Annotated in this window: 20 protein-coding genes; all 20 read left to right on the top strand. The window is 43.3% G+C overall.

Translation table 11 applies throughout. The features are described 5' to 3' along the window. Positions 1–637: 637 nt before the first annotated feature. The 20 genes from ACT29I_RS20400 to ACT29I_RS20305 all read left to right on the top strand — a co-directional run bounded on the left by ACT29I_RS20400 (position 638) and on the right by ACT29I_RS20305 (position 18816). A complete protein-coding gene (locus tag ACT29I_RS20400; RefSeq protein WP_444794290.1) occupies positions 638–1522 on the top strand; it encodes an RteC domain-containing protein in 885 nt (294 codons plus the stop codon). A gap of 136 nt (positions 1523–1658) precedes the next feature. Further along, positions 1659–2024, top strand: coding sequence for a helix-turn-helix domain-containing protein (locus ACT29I_RS20395; protein ID WP_444794289.1), 366 nt, complete (start codon positions 1659–1661; stop codon positions 2022–2024). A gap of 8 nt (positions 2025–2032) precedes the next feature. Next, positions 2033–2938 (top strand): hypothetical protein, encoded by a 906-nt coding sequence (locus ACT29I_RS20390; protein WP_444794288.1) that lies wholly within the window; start codon positions 2033–2035, stop codon positions 2936–2938. Continuing rightward, the gene (locus ACT29I_RS20385) at positions 2922–3590 is read left to right on the top strand and encodes an ATPase (RefSeq protein ID WP_444794287.1); all 669 of its coding nucleotides are present in this window, start codon (positions 2922–2924) and stop codon (positions 3588–3590) included. The genes ACT29I_RS20390 and ACT29I_RS20385 overlap by 17 nt, the downstream gene beginning before the upstream one ends. A gap of 31 nt (positions 3591–3621) precedes the next feature. Beyond that, positions 3622–3918, top strand: a complete 297-nt coding sequence (locus ACT29I_RS20380) for a hypothetical protein (protein ID WP_444794286.1) — start codon at positions 3622–3624, stop codon at positions 3916–3918. Between the two features lie 1075 nt (positions 3919–4993). Next, positions 4994–5443, top strand: a complete 450-nt coding sequence (locus ACT29I_RS20375) for a hypothetical protein (RefSeq protein ID WP_444794285.1) — start codon at positions 4994–4996, stop codon at positions 5441–5443. Positions 5444–5462: 19 nt separating this feature from the next. Continuing rightward, positions 5463–5774: a DUF4134 domain-containing protein gene (locus ACT29I_RS20370; RefSeq protein WP_444794284.1), complete on the top strand. Its 312-nt coding sequence runs from the start codon at positions 5463–5465 to the stop codon at positions 5772–5774. Between the two features lie 130 nt (positions 5775–5904). Next, positions 5905–6231, top strand: coding sequence for a hypothetical protein (locus tag ACT29I_RS20365; protein ID WP_444794283.1), 327 nt, complete (start codon positions 5905–5907; stop codon positions 6229–6231). A 13-nt stretch (positions 6232–6244) separates the two neighbouring features. Next, a complete protein-coding gene (locus ACT29I_RS20360) occupies positions 6245–8662 on the top strand; it encodes a TraG family conjugative transposon ATPase (protein ID WP_444794282.1) in 2418 nt (805 codons plus the stop codon). Positions 8663–8704: 42 nt separating this feature from the next. Continuing rightward, positions 8705–9352 carry a hypothetical protein gene (locus ACT29I_RS20355; protein ID WP_444794281.1) on the top strand — a complete coding sequence of 216 codons (648 nt, stop codon included), beginning with the start codon at positions 8705–8707 and terminating at the stop codon, positions 9350–9352. A gap of 11 nt (positions 9353–9363) precedes the next feature. Next, positions 9364–10080, top strand: coding sequence for a hypothetical protein (locus ACT29I_RS20350; protein ID WP_444794280.1), 717 nt, complete (start codon positions 9364–9366; stop codon positions 10078–10080). A 22-nt stretch (positions 10081–10102) separates the two neighbouring features. Beyond that, complete coding sequence (locus ACT29I_RS20345) at positions 10103–11038, top strand: hypothetical protein (protein WP_444794279.1); 936 nt, start codon at positions 10103–10105, stop codon at positions 11036–11038. Positions 11039–11098: 60 nt separating this feature from the next. Next, a complete protein-coding gene (traK, locus tag ACT29I_RS20340) occupies positions 11099–11725 on the top strand; it encodes a conjugative transposon protein TraK (RefSeq protein WP_444794278.1) in 627 nt (208 codons plus the stop codon). Between the two features lie 18 nt (positions 11726–11743). Further along, on the top strand, positions 11744–12037 hold the full coding sequence (locus ACT29I_RS20335; RefSeq protein WP_444794277.1) for a hypothetical protein: 294 nt from the start codon (positions 11744–11746) through the stop codon (positions 12035–12037). Then, positions 12021–13199 carry a conjugative transposon protein TraM gene (traM, locus tag ACT29I_RS20330; protein ID WP_444794276.1) on the top strand — a complete coding sequence of 393 codons (1179 nt, stop codon included), beginning with the start codon at positions 12021–12023 and terminating at the stop codon, positions 13197–13199. The genes ACT29I_RS20335 and traM overlap by 17 nt, the downstream gene beginning before the upstream one ends. Positions 13200–13294: 95 nt before the next feature. Beyond that, positions 13295–14089, top strand: coding sequence for a DUF4138 domain-containing protein (locus ACT29I_RS20325; RefSeq protein ID WP_444794275.1), 795 nt, complete (start codon positions 13295–13297; stop codon positions 14087–14089). Positions 14090–14127: 38 nt separating this feature from the next. After that, the gene (locus tag ACT29I_RS20320) at positions 14128–16062 is read left to right on the top strand and encodes a type IV secretory system conjugative DNA transfer family protein (protein ID WP_444794274.1); all 1935 of its coding nucleotides are present in this window, start codon (positions 14128–14130) and stop codon (positions 16060–16062) included. 40 nt (positions 16063–16102) lie between these two features. After that, the gene (locus ACT29I_RS20315; protein WP_444794273.1) at positions 16103–16777 is read left to right on the top strand and encodes a DUF3945 domain-containing protein; all 675 of its coding nucleotides are present in this window, start codon (positions 16103–16105) and stop codon (positions 16775–16777) included. A gap of 201 nt (positions 16778–16978) precedes the next feature. Then, positions 16979–17359: a plasmid mobilization protein gene (locus ACT29I_RS20310; protein WP_444794272.1), complete on the top strand. Its 381-nt coding sequence runs from the start codon at positions 16979–16981 to the stop codon at positions 17357–17359. Between the two features lie 11 nt (positions 17360–17370). Next, positions 17371–18816, top strand: coding sequence for a relaxase/mobilization nuclease domain-containing protein (locus tag ACT29I_RS20305; RefSeq protein ID WP_444794271.1), 1446 nt, complete (start codon positions 17371–17373; stop codon positions 18814–18816). The last annotated feature ends 209 nt before the right edge of the window (positions 18817–19025 follow it).

The following is a 19025-nucleotide window of genomic DNA, read 5'->3' as shown; positions in this document are numbered from 1 at the left end:
GTTTATTACGTATGGTACGGGCTACTTTTTGCCGTAATCCTTCCCGTAATTCGACTCTCCCGTTTGGATCGGGACGAACACAAGGCGTCGACAGGTTTTAAGTAATGCATGATGACCCTATAATATGATGGTTTTTTCCTATTCGTCATAATCCCCAAGTAACGCTTATTTAAAATAATATGATTGTTTAGGTATAGTTAGCAGTTATTTTTTTAACAATGAACATTCTTTAAGGATTAAATCAACAAAAAGGAGTGTTCTTATACACTATCGCAAGTATTGATTTGATTTTACCTGAATGTGGTATGTAAAAAAAATATACCACGGTAGATGGATGATAATCCAAATAAAAGCTGTTTAATCATCTTGAAATTTTGTTCCGGTTAAGTTAATCCAAACAACTTTAGTATTGTTGATATAATTTTACTTTCATCCCCATTCCTCACACGTTAAACCAATTATTTCAAATATTCAACAAAGTTCGTTTTTCCATCAAACCAAAATTTCTTAATTTGAATGTAAATCAACGCAATATAATAGTTAGAAATCGCCATTGACGGGAATCATAGCAATTAATAACAGGAATAATAACGCCTGTATTTCCGGGACCAGGGAATATGGCCTAAACTATATTGCTATGGTTACCTTTGACAAAAAACTGCAGTCCGTTATCGACGCATACGGTATTGAGATGGAATCCTTCACCATCCACGAGGAAAACCCCTTAAAAGATATTGATGTCGGGATTGACATTTGTGTAAAATACCTTCAACGGTTGAGAAATACCGTGATAAACGGGGGGCTGAAAGGACCCGGCCAGGAGATATGTTTCTTTAAGGAGGTCAAGCCCATGGTCGTGGGGCAACTGCTCTATTTATTTTACCTGCAGCAGGTAGAATGCGAAAAGCCCAGGGGCACCAACAAGATGGTCCTTACCTACCTCAAGAACAGACTTAAGGATTACAACAGGTTCCTGCAGGCCAAGCATATTTGCTATTTCTATTACCGAAGGGGCTCGACGTTCAACGACGAACAGTTTTTTGTCCGTAAGAATTTTGACCCCAAAAAGTTCCTTCACCACCCTTTCTCCGTGATGGACGTCGGTTTCACAACCCAGTGCGACAACCTATTTGCCGATTTCAGGGCTCACGAGATGATAATAGAATATATGTCTTCACGTATGGATTCTCTGGAGCTGGACAAAACGAATCAAAAGACTGTACCAAGAAATCGTCCCGACCATTTCGAATTCAAGTGGACGGACAAGAAAGTGTACATTGCCGAACTGGCCTATGCTTTGGTAGGGTCCAGGAGCATAAACAATGGGGACGCCAATGTGAAGAGGCTGGGCGAATATATCGGTTGGATGTTCAACGTTGAAAAAGTGGATGTGTACGGGGCGCTATATGATATTCAAAAACGAGACAACCCGACAGCATATCTCGACAAACTAAAGGATTCATTTGCAAAAAAGATAGAAACCCTCTTGGGAAAGAAAGGAAAAGGTCCCGGAAAAAAATGATATCAAACGGCACCAGACCAAGCCGACAATCCCTGTTTATTTTAAAAAACCGGTACCAAAACAGTTTATTTGATATCAAATAAAATCCCACTGGGAACAACTTGGGAAACAATACGGAATATTCTGTACAACTTTAGTGTCTGTTTGTTTAACCCTTAAACATTTCATCATGACACTAAAATCAGAAAGAGACTACAGTTACGGACGGGACAAACTGTTCAGGGAACAGATCGTGACCATCGGCGACCTGGAAGAGTTCAGGGCCCTCCTGCTAAAAGACCTGGGCAAGATGATGGACCAAAACAACGTTAATACCGGCAAAAAGTGGTTGAGGACCTATGAGGTAAAAGAGATGTTGGGTGTCTCGCAAGGCACCCTTCAGAACCTTCGCAACAATGGCCACCTGCCGTTTACCAAAGTGGGGGGTATCATCTTCTACGAATCCAGGGAAGTGACCAAGATGCTCGGCAAAAACAGTTTACCTTCCAGGCTTGAGCGATGAATGCCCTGATGCACATCAACTGTGTGCTGGACAGCCTGATATCGGATGTGAGGGTACTTCCCAGGCATATCGGCCTGTATATGGCACTGTACTTTGTTTGGGGCAAACTTAAATTTGTTAACCCCATGCAGGCGGTGCGTCACGAGATCATGCCCCTGTCAAAGATAGGCTCTGTCAACACCTTTATCAGGACGATTAAAGAGTTGGACGCTTGGGGTTACATTTCCTACAGTCCCAGCAAGAGCCAGTTTGAAGCTTCGGTAATAACCATTATCACTTTTGATAATAGTGGTGGTAATACCGCTGGTAATAGCACTGGTAATACCAGTAGTAATAGTGCTGATAATAGCAGTGATATAAGCGGTGGTAATACTACTGGTAAAAGCGCTGATAATAGTACTGATAATACCGGTGATACAAGTACCGGTAATACCGGTGGTAATAGTGCTGGTAATACCGGTGGTAATAGAACTGGCAATACCCAAAGCGACAACAGTGCCCCTGTTTATAAGTTATTGAATAATAACCATATATCATTATTAGATAATAATAAAGAGATATTAAATAATAATATTGGGGGACGCGCGCACGGGGAACAACCGGAAGTTTTAGGGCTTAAAAAAGCAGATGCCGACGAAAAGAAAAAGAAGCGTTTTGTTAAACCGACCCTTAAACAAATCGAAGGTTACTTTAAACAAAAGGAAGCCGACCCAAATCAGGCAGAACGTTTCTTTAACCACTTTGAATCCAACGGCTGGAAGGTGGGCGGCAGAAGCCCCATGAAGGATTGGAAAGCTGCCGCCAGGAACTGGATACTCAACATCTCCCGATATTCTTCCAACAAAGAAAATAAGGAGGATACGACCAATTATCTGTCAACGAAAAACGACAAAGACTATGGAGAACCTTTATGAAAAAGGCATCCGTTGGGAAAAGAACGGATGGATGCACTATAGCTTTCCCGCATGCCTTTCCTGGCTGGAAAACGCGGGAAAAAAGCAGTTCGGGGAACATTTCAGGGTTAAAGCAGAAGACCACAAGATACTTTACAAACTGCTTGTTTATGCCATCGGGGACAAGGAAAACATGGAAAAGAAGGGCCTAAGCCCTGATAAAGGAATCATGCTGAGCGGGCCTGTAGGCTCCGGTAAAACGGCCATTATGAGCCTGCTCAACCATTTTCTGCCATCCGAAAAAAGGTATGCCGTACAGTCGGCGAGAGAGGTGGCCTTTAGCTTTGCACGACAAGGCTATGATGTGCTGGCCAGGTATACCCGACTTTCCTATGGATTTAATCATGGAAAACATATCCCCAAGGTGTACTGTTTTGACGATGTGGGAATAGAACAGCCGGTGGGATATTACGGCAACGAATGCAACGTGATGGCCGAGATACTTCTGAGCCGTTACGACCATTTTGTTTCGCACAATATGCTGACGCATATGACTACGAACCTGTCGGCATCGGAACTGGAAAAACTGTACGGAAACCGTGTCAGAAGCCGTATGCGTGAGATGTTCAACCTGGTGAGCTTCGACAGGGAAATAAAGGATAAAAGAAAGTAAAGCATCAAACAAATAATATTATTTTCGCACCATGAACAAAACAAAAGAGCAGATCAAACAACATATTCAAGCCTTGGAGCCACAAGCCCAATTGAGGCTCCTTGTTCCCTCCCAAACAAACACGAAAGAGGACTGGCGGCTGTATGTGTTGACTGACGGTAAAATTGATCTGACCAAGGAAAAGCAGTTGCTGGATGCCTGTTACAAGATAGAACTGGAAACGGGGCAATCTGTCTCCATGTTTGTCTATTCCCGGAAAGACTGGCACAAACAGCTCAAAAACACACCCATCTATCAACAGGTGATGAAAAATGCCGAGGTTTTATAGATTCATTTAAGTTATTTCCTGTAGTTTGGTCCCAACGGCATATTTGAAAAAGGACAAAAATTGCTTACTACTGTTCAAGTATAGTTATGCCAGTCTTCCTTTTTTCAAAAAAGCCGTTTTCGCACAATTCAATATCAACCCTCGATATGTATTGGATTTTCTGGTGCTTATCGAGGGTTAATCAACACCGCAAGTTTCAAAAGCCCGGGAAGTCCCTGCCCAAAGCCCATCCGAGCCGGGGATCCCGGGCTTTCTTGCATGCCGTGTTCTTTTCTTAGGATAACCGTTTCATTCCTTGGCTTTGTTCTATTTATCAATTCTTTTCTTAGCCACATTTAAGCTGTTTTGAAGCCTTAAATCACAAAGCTCAAGGAAGACCACTATTCAATATTCAGGCTTTTTTTAGCCATAAATCCTGCCTTAAATTATACCATTTTAATTATAAAAATTAGCTCTTGGGATGCCGATGGATTAATGACAGCGTTAAATGCGAAGCAATCTTAACGCTAAGGTCATTAACCAATCGGTATAATCCTTTCAGCCATGCATTCCCATTTCGCGCAGGCAAAGCTGTTTCGGGATTGGCGCATTGGCAAAAGAGTTCGGCATAAACGCGCAGGGGAAGAGCATGGCTTTGTATCACATCAAAACACTTCATTTTTTATTAATTACTATTTGGGTCATTTTATATACTAGCTTTCGTCCACAAAAAAAATGAAAAGTTTTTGCGATGTGATGGGGTATGGAACGATGCCCTTCCCCTTAAGGCCTGTTTACCTGCCATTTTATATCCGCTTCCTTTTGCAAATCGCACCAAATCCCATTCAATAGGTGGCTTACGCGAAATAAAAATGCACCAAAATATGTCAATGCGGTACAAACAAAATCCCACTGGGAACAACTTGGGAAAAACTTCCCAAAAGCCTTCCCAACTTTGTGTCAGCATACCAAAAACGAAAAAATGTGATAGGACCTTATCCCGAATATCCTGCCAAAGACTTCAGAATATCGAGATTTGTTACTCCAGCAAAATTTTTAATCGTTTGTGATACTTTAAATTATAAAACAGAACGTGATGATTATATTAGAAATAGTATTAAAAATTTTGCCAACAACTTGGGCTGGTCAAAACCTGTTTGGTTTTGGCATGATCAAGTTGGGACTGAACGAGATTACCTATCTGCAATTTTCCTTGGGCATAGTTGCCTGCCTTACGCTTTATTACATGTTACTATTGGCCTATCTGGCTATAAAGAACAAAAGCAAAGTGCAAGAAAACAGTTTTGAGGAAGAAGCCGACAGACCAATGGTTGAAATCAAAGTCAAAGAACTCTCTTCCAATGACTACCCCATGGAAAGGGTCTGTCTGACGGAAAACGCATGGGAGAGTTTTATAGTCAAGCCCGATGAAGCACCCGATCCTTCAGGAATATCCATCGACAATTTCCAACGGCCATGCAAAATGGAAAACAGGGAGTTCGAGAAGGAACTGGCCTATGCCACCCGACAACCTGCACTTTCTTAATCACTAAAACATAACAACCATGAAACTATTACAAAACTACAAACACAAAATATTGTTGCTGGCCATGCTGGTGTACTGTTCAATGTACAATTTGATGGCACAATCGGCCGACGGGATCGACCAGGCCACCTCCGAGGTGGAATCCTATGTTGACCCTATCTCCAGCCTGATCATAGCCATCGGTGCCGTGGTCGGGCTGATCGGGGGCATCCGCGTCTATATCAAGTGGCAGAGCGGCGACCAGGATACCCAGAAGGCATTGATGGGCTGGTTCGGTGCCTGTCTGTTCCTCATATTGGTAGGCGTGGTGATACAGGCATTCTTCGGTTAATACCGATTGTTTAATGAATCCAGAGCCAAGTTCACAATGTTCCTTTGCTCTGTTCATTAATACATCGGCATTTGTTTACATCCCGTATTGCAGGGATTACCAGAACTATTTTCAATTTATGGAATAAAACATGAAGGGCAAGAAAACGTTTCGCATCAGCAAGGTAGACACCGACATCTATGTCAAAGGTTATTCGGGGGTACTGGTTTACAAAGCATTGTATGCCCTCTTGGTAGGCTTTGTCGGGTTTACGGTAGTCTACCTGTTGACAGGCCCTTACCCCGCGGTCCTTCTAACGGTTCCTGTTTTGTTTGTTGTGTTGGCACGATTAAGCAAGATTCAGAAAACATTGGGACCGGCAGGTTACGAAAAAAAGAAGATAGCCAAAAAACTGCCTGCTTTTGTAAGTATCCGGTTTACGGTTAAGAAACTGATAGAACGTCACCGATCAAATTAAAATTTCAGAAAGCATGAAGGTTAAAAGCATAGAGGAATGCATTCCCGTATTGGGTTTTGAGGACGATATCCTGATATCCCGTAACCTGGATATGACCGTGGGAATCAAGCTTCAATTGCCAGAGCTTTTTGCGTGCAGCGAGGAAAAACTCTATGCCCTGCACGATACTTTCAAAAGGATTATGGCAATGCTGCCTGCAGGTACACTTTTGCACCGACAGGATTATTTTCTGGAACAACTTTTTGTAGACGAAAGCCTGGATGTTGAAGGTAAAAAAATGCAAGAATCGTTTCTGACCCAATCTTATCTTAAACATTTTAACGGTAGAAGCCACCTGAAACACGAAGGCTATCTTTTTATCTCGGTTCTGAACACGGGTTTGATGAAGAACTTTCTGGGCAGCAGCCTGATCAATCCGTCGGGCAAGAAAAAAAAAGCCGGGGGACAAAGGGAGAAGCTGGAAGAAACCCGGGACAATGTGACGGAACAGCTCCGCCAGGGAGGAATAAACAGCTCAAGACTTGATAGGAAAAAACTTGTTGTCCTGATGGAGCGCTACCTGTCCATGAACTTTGATGCAAAAGCCCCGGTGTTGGGCAGCCTGGATTTTCGTGACCACCTGAAGGCCACCGACTCTTTTGTGGAGATATACGGGCTCAACAACTACGACAATGTACCCGAGGAGGTAAAACCGATAAGCGCCCAGCCCATGACAGGATTGCCCGTGTCCATGATCTATCCGGTGACCTACGGGCTACCGTTTTCCCATATCACCAACTGCTTCCTATACATGGGTAACCAAACAGAAATTAAAAGCTATCTGGCAAGCAGTCAAAAGAAAATCTATTCCCTGTCGAAATTCTCGGCAGAAAACAAGCTTAACGCCAAACTGATCCAATCGTTTTTGGAAGCGGTTGGGGAAGGGGGACAGCCGATTGTGCAGATGCATTTTAACCTGATGCTCTTTGATGAATCATTGGCCGGATTAAAAAAGAAAAGAAGCGAAACAGGAACAGGATTTTCAAAAATGAACTGCCTGCCTTATCGCCATTCATTTGATGCACCTTTGATGTACTGGGCAAACATGCCGGGCAGCACCCAACTGCCTGAAACGGAACCCATGTTGATGCAGGCACCCGAGGCCTGTTGTTTCCTGAATTTTGAGGGGGAGGTACAAAACAGCAGCTCCGACTTTGTGGTTCATTTTTCCGACAGGCAAAGCGGTTGCCCCGTTAAAGTGGATATCTCCGACGAACCCATGGAAAAGCACTGGATCCACAACCGCAACAAAGTGGTCATCGGTGGTTCGGGTTCAGGCAAGTCCTTTTTTACCAATCACTTATTGAGGCATTATGCGGAGAGCAACAACTGCCATACCGTGTTGTTGGATGTGGGCAGGAGTTACGAGATGCTGGTCAAATACCTTAGCGAGTACCTGAAAGACAAAGGAGGTGCCATGCTGGTAGAGTTTACCGAGGACAACCCCATCTCCTTTAACCCTTTTGTATTAAGCGGGGAACTGCTCACCACGGAATGTAAACAGACCATTCTGTCGGTATTATATACCATCTACAAACCCGATCTGAACGAGGTGGACAAAGATGTGATTGCCCAGTCATTGACCGCTTTCTACAAAAAGAAAAGGGAACGGTACAGCTTTAACGCCTATTTCGAGTTTGTGCAGGAATGGATACCCGACCTGGTCAAAGAGAAGGGGCTGTTTTTTAATGCGGGTGAGTTTTTCTTTATCCTCGGCAAGTATTACAGGGGAGGTGAATACGACTATCTACTAAACAGGGATATGGATACCGATGAGTTCTTTAAATGTCCTTTTATCGTGTTCGAGCTGGACAACATCAAAGACCACCCTATAATATTTCCGGTGGCCACGCTGATCATCATCGACATTTTTATGCAGAAGATGCGCACACTGAAGGGCACACGAAAGGTCATCTGTATCGAGGAAGCCTGGAAAGCCATTGCCACGCCACAGATGGCGGACTATATCAAATACTTTTTCAAGACCATAAGGAAGTTCTTTGGGGAAGCCATGGTGGTCACCCAGGAGATTGACGACGTGATATCCAGCCCCATCATCAGGGATGCCATCATCAACAATGCCGATACCAAGATACTGTTGGACATGCGCAAGTTCGCCAACAAGTTCGATAAAATCAGCGGGGTATTGGGATTGACCAAGTTTCAGGAAGAGCAGATCCTTTCCGTCAACAGGAACCTGCCCACGGGGCGCAAGCTCAAGGAGTGTTTTATCGGTATGGGTGCCTATTCCAGGGTGTTTGCCCTTGAGGTCAGCAAGCAGGAGTATTACTGCTACACCTCTGAGGAAAAGGAAAAACAGGAACTGCTCTCCCAAATCGGTGACTACGGATCATTTATTCAACTCTTAAACCGGCTTGGCCGGAGCATATAATTTAATCACGTCCAAAAAGATTTAACTAAAAAAATTGCAGTGATGAAAAGACTTTCAATAATACTTTTTACGATTGTTATGATAACAACGGCTCAGACACAAGCCCAAACCCCCGTTTCGGATGTGGGCGCAGGTATTCAGCGCGAAGCCTTGTGGACACAGGAAAAGGGCATACTTAGTAAGATGAACTGGTATAACCTTCTGATCCGTGCCTTAAACGGGGACATCAAGGAACTGACTGCCGAGATGCTGGGCATCGACCAACAGATTTTGGATGCGGTGGAGAATGTGTCGGGACTGATCAAGGACTACAAGCGCATTAAGGAAACCAGGGATATGCTGGGCAAGATATTGGATATCTATACCCAAAAAGTCCCCCAGCTGATCCAGGACCATAATTTCACGCCCCGTCAGGCGGCAGCCATCCTGCAGGCGTTCGATATTATCCTGACCGATAGCCGCGACCTGGTGACCGGGGTGCTGAATACCATCACCATAGACAAGGCTTTTATCATGGACGACAAAGCGCGCTACGATGTCATCAACGGGGTATACCGTCAGGTGCACCGCCATTATGGTACCATCTGTTATCTCTACAACAAAATCCTGTACGCTTCCTATATGCGGAGCCATGCCAGGGGCGACCTGAAAAGCTTTGCCTTTTACTACAGCTTGTACGAATCCAATTAAATACACAGGTTATGAAGAAATCAATCATTATCTTATCGACTCTATTTTTCATCCTGTCAGCAGGTGTTGCCCAGAAACCTTTTGCCATCAAAAAGTGGAAAGGCAGATATCCCAGCATGAAGAATGATTACCCGCTGACCTTTGTGTGTTTCAAGGGCTGGCTGCCACCCGTACCGCATTTTTTTGCCCGGCTTTACCCCAGCCACTATTACTATTACCTAAACTCCTTTCCCGTATCCGATGGAACGGTGTATACGGATGTGACCGTCAAACATGCCCTGCGGACTTTTTTCAAAAACATAGATAAAAAGGCTTTAAAAGAAAGTATGGAGCAGGTAAGCGGCATCAAACTGAACCAAGAGGATCAGCATACCATAGAATCCTTTCTTAAAAACAGCAGGGTTGTGGTTCTGGACGATGTGTTTGATGTGGGGGCAAGCTTTGCAAAAGCCAGGGCAGCATTGGACAGGTTGGGGGCAAACCAGCTGAATGCCGATATGATCAATGTATTTGAACGGGAGCTAAACCACCTAATGAAATCTTATGTGATGCTTAACCTGATGGATGCCAAACAGGGCCATAAGTTAAAGTCCATGGAAGAAATAAGGTCTTCGTTGAAGAAACTGACGGGAAGCATCCATTACTGTGCCCAAAAGATAAACTACTATCAGTCCATGCAAAGCCAGTCGGTTTACCACCTGTCCTTTTTGGGCAATTCAAGATTTTAGCAACAACTAAAACTATGTAACCATGAATATCGAAAATTTCTATGCTTTTACGGATACTTTGATACAAGCCGGCATCGACCATGCCCGTTTATTGGTGGATATGGCACGGGCCATCGGTGGAATTGCGGCCTTTCTGTTTATTGCCAAGCGCATCTTTGAACAGTTGATAGCGGATAATCCCATTATGATATTGCCGTTGCTCAGACCTTTTGCTTTGGTGCTGGTCATCACCTTCTGGGGGCCGTTCGTTCAGTTGTTGATGGTGCCCACACAAGGGTTAACCTCCCTTTCAAGCGAGATATACAGCAACAGACAGGAGCAGGTATCCGAACGCCTGGAGGAAAAACAGGATGCCATCCTGTTAAACGACCTGCCCGCTTTTTATGAAAACGAAGAGAAAGAAGCTGATTTATGGGACAAGGGAATCAATGTCTTGCTGACCTCCTATAACATCATCAGCGGGCGGGCACTTAGGAACCAGATCAATTTTTACCTGATGGACGGCATACGCCAGCTGACCGAGGTGGTCTTTGAGGTGGTGGTTTACCTGATCGCCTTTCTGAGAACCGTCTTTTGCGTTTTGCTGATCATCTTTGGGCCACTGGTTTTTGCCATATCCATCTTTGACGGTTTCGAGGACAGTTACCTGCAGTGGATTGCACGTTTTATCAATGTCAACCTCTATCTGCCGATAGCCATGATTATCCTGTCTTTGACACAGCACCTGCTGGTCTATGTCCTGGATGCGGAAATCTCTATGATGAACCAAATTAGTTTCTATGAGCCCTCACTCTTTTTTGTGTCCAACCTGGTGGTGCCGATCTGTGGTATCTGCGGACTGGTCATGGTGCCCAAGATAGCTTCATGGATCGTCAATGCTTCGGGTACAAGTACTGGTGGAGGAAGAATGCTCAGAACAGCGGCCATGATGGCTATCAGCAAAGGTGCCCTAAAGTAACCCGAGGCGGGTAGCCGATAATTGATTTACATGGCGCAAAATTTACATTAACAAATGATTATGAAACAACTTATTAATATACAGCGCCAATTCAGGTTTACGGTTTATGTACTGGTTCTTACGACCTGTTTGTCTATTGGAGGTGGGGTATACACCTATATTTCATCTTTGCAGCTGGTCAAGGCATCCAGGCAAAAAATTTATGTCTTGGACAACGGACAGTCCTTGCTGTTGGCGTTGCGTTCCGATATTTCGGAGAACAGGGATGCCGAAGCCAAGAACCATGTCAAACGCTTTCACGAACTGTTCTTTACCCTGGAACCCGATAAGGATTACATCGAAAACAATATCCGTGAAGCTTTGTACCTGGCCGACAACAGTGCCATGAAACAGTACCGCACCTTTAAAGAAAGCAACCTCTACAACCGTGTTATCGCATCGGATATCAGCATGACATTGATAACAGATTCGGTGAGGGTGGATTTTTCTTCCTACCCTTATGCGTTTAGCTATTACGGCAAACAAAAGATCGTCCGAAAGTCCAATACCACCATCAGGAACCTGCATTCCTCGGGACAGCTCAGGAACATCTCCAGGACCGATAACAATACCCACGGCTTTCTGATAGAAGCCTGGATCATCAACGACAACAGCGATATCAAAACGGTACGCAGAAGTAATTACTAATCCACTAATCCCAAGATAATGAAGGAAAAGATAAAACAATGGTTGCTCAGGGCCGACGAAAAAGACAAAGGGCTGAGCAAGAAAAAAAGGCAGGTTAAATGGATTGGCATATTGACCCTTCTGTTTGTACTCTATGTTATTACCTTTTTAAAGCCAGGTCAACCCGATATCGGATATACTAAAATCAGGCAGCCCGGGAAAGGAAGCATTTCGGAAAGCGACAGCCTGGATAATAACAGAAGCCCCTTTGAGCTTCCGGTAGATTCATTTGAACAACTCTTAAATGCTCAGATTCATGATGAAGTTAATTAAGGAAAACAAAAGCCTGTTTGTACTCCCCCTGTTACCTGTTCCTTTTCTGATATTGATATTTTATGTGATGGGTGGGGGTACAGGAAGCCAGAACATGATTGAAGCCGATAAGATAAAAGGGGCCAACTATCAACTGCCTGAAGCCGACCGCAATATCGATATCATGGACAAGCGGGAGGCCTACCGCCAGATGGAGACACAGGAGCCCATTCGGGAGGTCAAGCTGGATGTGGATACGGTTTCGGCAAGGACACTGGCGCATAAAATCAAAGATGTGCCCCGGAAGAACGTTAACGAAGTGCTGATGGATCATGTTAAAAAACAAGAGAAAGCAGCCAGGGAAGCGATGGAACCAAAGCCGGCCAAAGGGAACAAAACCCATACCAAAGAAAATCATCAAACAACTGGACAACGTGAAAATAGGGAAAAACCTAGCTCCAATCATTATCAAAAAAAGAGGACGGACAATAAAGGCACCTCTAATAAAAAGAAGGCATCTTATGCCGGATATCCCGATGTTATGGACATTGAGGGACTGGAGGGCATGTTTGGCGAACATGAGAAACTGATCCTGCACAACGATTCCCTGACCAGACAGGTGCAGCGATTACAACAGCTGCAACTCCAAATGCGGAAAAAGCAGCAACAGAGAGAAGAATATCATCAGGTGACCCCCAAGGTCAACAAGGGTTTTAGAGCTGTCAGAAATCATCCAACCTTAATCAAAGCACAGATCATAGAAGATTTCAAAGTGATGTCGGGCAACCGGGTCATGATGCGTTTGCTGAGCGATGTACAGATTAAAGGAAAGACCATCAAAGCCAATACCATCATTTACGGCATTTGCAAAACCGACAATGAACGATTACAAGTCTATGTCAATAGCATACAGGGCAAAGGGGAATACCTATCGGTTAGCCTGAATGCCTACGACCTGGACGGGATACGGGGACTATATGTTCCCGATAATGTGGCCAGGAAAGTATATAAAGACATGGCAGGTGGCATGAACGCTTCGGTTATGTTGCAAGCCCAGGGCAATCCATTGGCCTACATGGGCATGGATGCCGCCAACGATATCACCAAATCCATGTTTAAAAGGGTACGACTTAAAAAAGTATACCTCCGAAAAAACACCGTTCTGATCCTCAAAAACGACTAATCGGTTCAGCCTGTCCCGTCATACGGGAACCGAAGCGAATAATCGACGCGGTCGAAGCGAATTACTGATTCACAAAACTTATTAATAATACATCCATGAAAACACTATCCATTTTATTCATATCGATCTTCTTTTTTCTTTCGGCAGCAGCCAATCATATTTCGGTCAACGAAAACAAAGTGGTACATATAGTCTGTCCCAAAGCTGTCAGTTATGTCCAGGTGGGAAACGGTGAAAAACTCATAGCGGAAACGCTGAGTGATTATCCCAATATCGTCAGGGTAAAAGCTAGCAATGTTTTTAAAGATACTACTTCATTATCCTTAGTCTGTGATGGTAAGCTTTACACGTTTGATGTGGGCTATCAAAAGGATTGTCCTTTGCAATACAAACTGAGCAGTTTTAAAGGTCAGCCGATACTTGATATTTACGGTACCTCTTTGCCCTTGGATAAAATCCTTGAAGGCATGAAACAGTTGGGACAACGTAAAATACGCAGAAGTATTGAAAAGGTAAATGCTCAACAAATCCAGTTTTCGTTAACCGATATCAAGGTAAAGCATAACCTCCTATTTGTGGAAATTCATATCAAAAACAACTCCAACATCATTTATATCACAGGAGTACCCACTTTTCTAATGCGCGACAAGAAACCGAAAAAGGCGGCCAATGTGCAGGAATACCTGATTGAACCGGAACATGCCTCGCATGGGGAATTGTCGATTGTACCCAACGATGAAGCAACAATCGTTATGGTCTTTAAAACTTTCACGATACCCAAACACAAAGAAGTGGAGGTAAGCCTGAAAGAAATCACCAATGGATATACCGGAAGGGACTTGAAGTTGAATTTCTCCAACAAACCCATTGTTAGGGCAAAAAGCCTTTAGTATCCAACAGTATTCATAAACAAGTATTAATCAAAGTTATGTCACATCAGGAAGGAACACAGTTGATACGCCTTCACGAAGCATTCCGCTTTGCGAGTTACCTGCTGCTTTTTGTGTCATTGTACGTCACCTGTCTGGATTACTTTGTGGCAAGGGACTTTTATCTGAAAGGGCTGGATTTCCTGTTTGAGAGATTAAATGCTCTGACCTTTTTGTCTGACACCGTTTATTCGAAGCTTACGACATTGCTGATCCTGCTTGTCACCTGTATGGGCACCAAAGCCCAGAAAAAGCCAAAACTCAATGTTTCCAAAATAGTCTTACAAATTGTCATTGGACTAATGCTCTATTGGGCAAGCCTGTTATTGTATCCACAATATACCTTGGTATATATGCTTATCTCGGTTTTGTCCTTTGTGCTTATCAATGTGGGTTTTGACAACGTATCCAAAATCATAAATGTCAACCTGATGAAGGATCGTTTTAACGAGGGAAACGAAAGTTTTGTCCAGGAGGAGGAACGCATCGAGAACAGGTGGTCGGTTAATATCAAAACGCAGTACCGGAACCAGAAAAAGAACAGGGCGGGCTGGATAAATGTTGTCAACCCGTTTAGGGCAAGCATGGTCATCGGTACGCCGGGTTCCGGTAAATCCTTTGGGGTGGTGCAACCTTTTATCCGACAGCATCTGAAAAAGGGATTTACCATGTGCGTGTACGATTTTAAGTTTCCCGACCTGTCACAGCTATGTTATAACCGCTATCTCAAAGAAAGGGAAAAGGGGATTCTTCCTAAAAACACACAGTTTAATGTCATCAACCTGGACGATGTAAGGTTCAGCCAGCGTTGCAATCCGCTATTGCCCGAACTGATGGACAGTCCCGTGGATGCTTTTGAGGCTTCCCGAACAATATTGTATAACCTGAACCGAACCTGGATCAGGAAACAAGGCGAGTTCTTTTCTGAATCGGCGGTTACCTTTCTGGCAGCGGTGATTTGGTTTCTCAAAAGATATGATGGAGGCAGGTTTTGCACGCTTCCCCATGCCATCGAAATGCTGCAGCTGGACTATGACGACCTGTTTGAGGTCATGGAGACGGAACAGGATGTGGTCAATATCATCAACCCTTTTATCAATGCCCATCAGCGGGGAGCCAACGAACAGTTGGAAGGTCAGCTGGGTAGCCTGAAAATTGCTATCTCGAAAATCATCACTCCCGAAATCTATTGGATATGCTCGGGCAACGATTTTTCACTGGATATCAACAATCCCAAATCCCCCAAGGTATTGTGCCTGGCCAACAATCCGTTGCGGATAGAGGTGTACGGGGCTGTATTGTCATTGTTTATCACCCGTATGCTCAAAATCATGAACAAAAAAGGGCAACACCCTTCATCACTGATTTTCGACGAGCTGCCGACCATCTATTTCAGGGGACTGGATACCCTGATAGCCACGGCACGAAGCAACAAGATATCGACCTTGCTGGGTGTGCAGACCATCGACCAACTGATAAGGGACTATGGAAAGGAATCGGCCAACGCGGTCCTTACCAACATCGGAAACGTGTTCAGCGGCCAGGCAACAGGTGAAACGGCCCGATATATCCAAAGCAGGATGGGCAAGGTATTGCAGGAACGCCAATCGGTCAGTATCAACCGCAATACCCAATCTTCAACGGTATCTACCCAACTGGATTACCTGGTGCCCGAAGGTAAGATAGCCACCTTGCCGCAGGGTCATATGGTAGGTCAGGTGGCCGATAGTTTTTCGGATCAACTGAAGATTAAAAACTTCAATGCCCTGATAGATATAGATACGGGACAGGTAAGAAGGGAAGAAGGGAGGTTGCAGCCGATGCCCCAATATTACACTTTCAAGAACAAGGAAAGATACCTGGAAGATCGCAGGACAGAAATATACAACGATATACAATCCATCTGCGGAAAACGGATCCGTTCGCATGGGTAATACTGATGATACATCAATGTTTAACTCAAAATCAAATGTCATGGAACAAAAAACGCGTTACAAACTGGACGAGGTGCCCCTCGAAAAACTGGAAAAGGTAGGCATCAAAAAAGATTTCATCCAAAAGATGGAACAAAAAGAGCTCAACGATTTTCTGAACGGTTTCCGTTCGCAGAAGCTTTACACGGTCAATGCCAATATTAACGGCGAGAACTATAAGATACCTGCCAAGATACGCCTGCAGAAGGAAGAGGGTGAGATGAAAGTAAGAATGCACCCTATCCAGCGCCTTCATATACCGGATAGTTACATGGGGCATACCTTTACCGAGGAAGAGAAAAAATCCCTGCTCAAAGACCGCAATATCGGAAAGGCCATCGAGCTGCAGGATTTCAACGGCAAGAAGGATAAATACTATATCGGTATCGATGCCAAAACCAACGAGGTTATCCCGCTTAAGCAAAGGAATATACAGGTCAACGATACCATCAAAGGGGTAACCTTGAGCGCATCCCAAAAAGAGAAACTCCTAAACGGGGAGAAGATCCAGCTTAAAGGAATGACCGGAAGAAACGATAAGGTCTTCTCTGCCACATTGCAGGTTGACCCTGCCGCAAGGAATATCGGTTTTACAAATTTCAAGCAGGAAAAGGCGCCGGCCCAAAAGCAGACGCAGTCCGAAACCCAAAAACAAGGCAAAGGGGTAAAGGTATAGTTTAAATATACTTTAAGCGATTTTTCAAAGGAAAGGGACCCGTTCCCTTTTCCTTTTTCCGTCTCCATATCCGGTAAAATATCTTATTGGTTACTTCTCAATTTTTAAAAATGCAAGATGTGTTTTTTTATATAAAAAACGGGTTCTTGCCCTACGGGGTTCCAAAAAACAAAATAGCTGACTGTTCAATAACGTGCATCCATGAGACCAAAAAAAGAAAATAAATCAAAGCACACTGCCCAGATTAATGTATGGATGACACAGGAGGATAGAACCAAAATCATGGAACATTACAAAAAGGAAAGGTTTTCCACCTTTAGTGAATTTGTCCGTTTCCATCTGCTCAAAAAAAGGGAGGTAAAGATTATTCAGATTGACAAGGATTTTAAAACCATATTCAAATCACTGGATTATGAACTGGCAAAACTGGGCAGCAATATGAACCAGATAGCCCACCAGCTCAATGCTTACAATACCTATATGTTGGGAGAAACAGACAAAATTAGGTTAGAGGAATCTTATGAGCTCCTGAAACTTTGCAGGAAAGCCTTGGAGAAACACTTAAAGCTACTGAACTTATAAATTATGGGAGAATGGTTATTGTTTTGCACCAGGCCGAAGATACCTTGGCAGCCTTTAAATACAACGAAAAAAAAGTGGAGCAGAAACATGCCAAATTTTTCCATAGCAGAAACACCAACGCCGCCAACGCTTTTGTCTACTCAAAAGATTTTAGGTTTCAGTTATTGAAGAATATTGAGGACAAGAACCTTAGGGTCAAAAACAAATGCCTGCATATTTCTGTTAATCCAACAAAAGGTGACCTGCTAAAAATGACCGGGAACGACCTTCGGAATGAAATGGACAGGCTGATGAAAAGATTGGGTTATGAAAATCAACCTTATTTTATTTATAAACATGAGGATATAGAACGAACCCATTTTCATATTGTAAGCACCCGAATAGATGTAAATACACTCAAAAAAATCAGTGACAGCAACGAAAAACGAAAGGTCAATAGCTTTATCCAAGAGTTGGCGCAAAAATATCACCTGGACAATACCCAAAAGAAAAACGATTCGGTTAACCTGATACCCAATGCACAAAGTCCCGACTTGATGGCATCGGTACAGGAGGTCTTTAAAATACTGAACAGCTCAAACATATCATCAGCACAGGAATATAAAGATATTCTGAAAGCGTTTAATCTTGAGCTTTACGAAAGCGGGAAAGGAAAGGTTGTATTGGTAAAAGATAAGGAAGGAAATTCCTTACGGCATTCCATCAAAGTATCTGATTTTAAAGAAAGACCAGACTTGGATTTTTCCGACAAACCACAAATTGAAAAGAATCAAGAACTTCAAAAAACGCTACAGGATAAAACAAAGCAGGTACTTAAGGAACTGATTCAAGAATATAGATTCTTTACCGAACAGGAACTTCGGAAAACTTTTCTGAGAAACAACCTTATCCCTTATCAAGTCTCCAAGAACGGAAACTACAATATCTTTTCTCCCAATGACAAAACCGTTGTGGATGCACAGTTCCTGATTAAGAAATATAGTATACGATTAAAGGGTTTTGTTTTAAGCAATGACGGGTTTTATGCAATTGTCAGGGATTATACAGACCAATTGCTAACCAATAACAGAAACCTGGTTGAAGCCCTCTTAGACAAGGAGAAATCAATAATCAACAACGATTCGAAAAACAACAAGATCAGCTTAAAAGCGCTTGATTTAAGCATAAGCGAGGAGTATAATATTGTATCAAAGCTTGACAAGAACGCCAAAAACGAGCTTAAAAAAGCACTGGAATCGCATTTCGAATACCTGTTAAACCGGGCTGTCAACAGTCCTCAAAAGCAGCAAACCCATGAGTTTCATCAAATGCAAAACATAAGCCTAATGGAAAGGATCAACCGACAGTTTTTGTTCGAGCTGATGAACTATTGGCGCAAAGGAAATTACCGGCAAAGGTATGATAGGAGTAAGAGAAAGCGGCTTAACAAGTCAAAAGGTAAACAAATTAGATACTAGGGTTTTATACTTTGAATATAATATTCTAAATTCGCATAATTTTCTAAAATTCAGTTATGTCGGGTTGTTTTGTTTTGCAAGATAGCCTGGCATTTTTTGTTTCTGCAAATGCTTATATCCAATAAAGCTTTGGGACTACTAGTTCTTCTTTTGGTTACCGTCCCGTCCATGGTTTACCGCAATTTATTCATCGCAAAAAGAAATAGTAA

The organism is Saccharicrinis sp. GN24d3 (genome assembly GCF_052400645.1).
GTDB lineage: Bacteria > Bacteroidota > Bacteroidia > Bacteroidales > Marinilabiliaceae > Saccharicrinis.
This window is presented reverse-complemented; position numbering and strand designations above follow the sequence as displayed.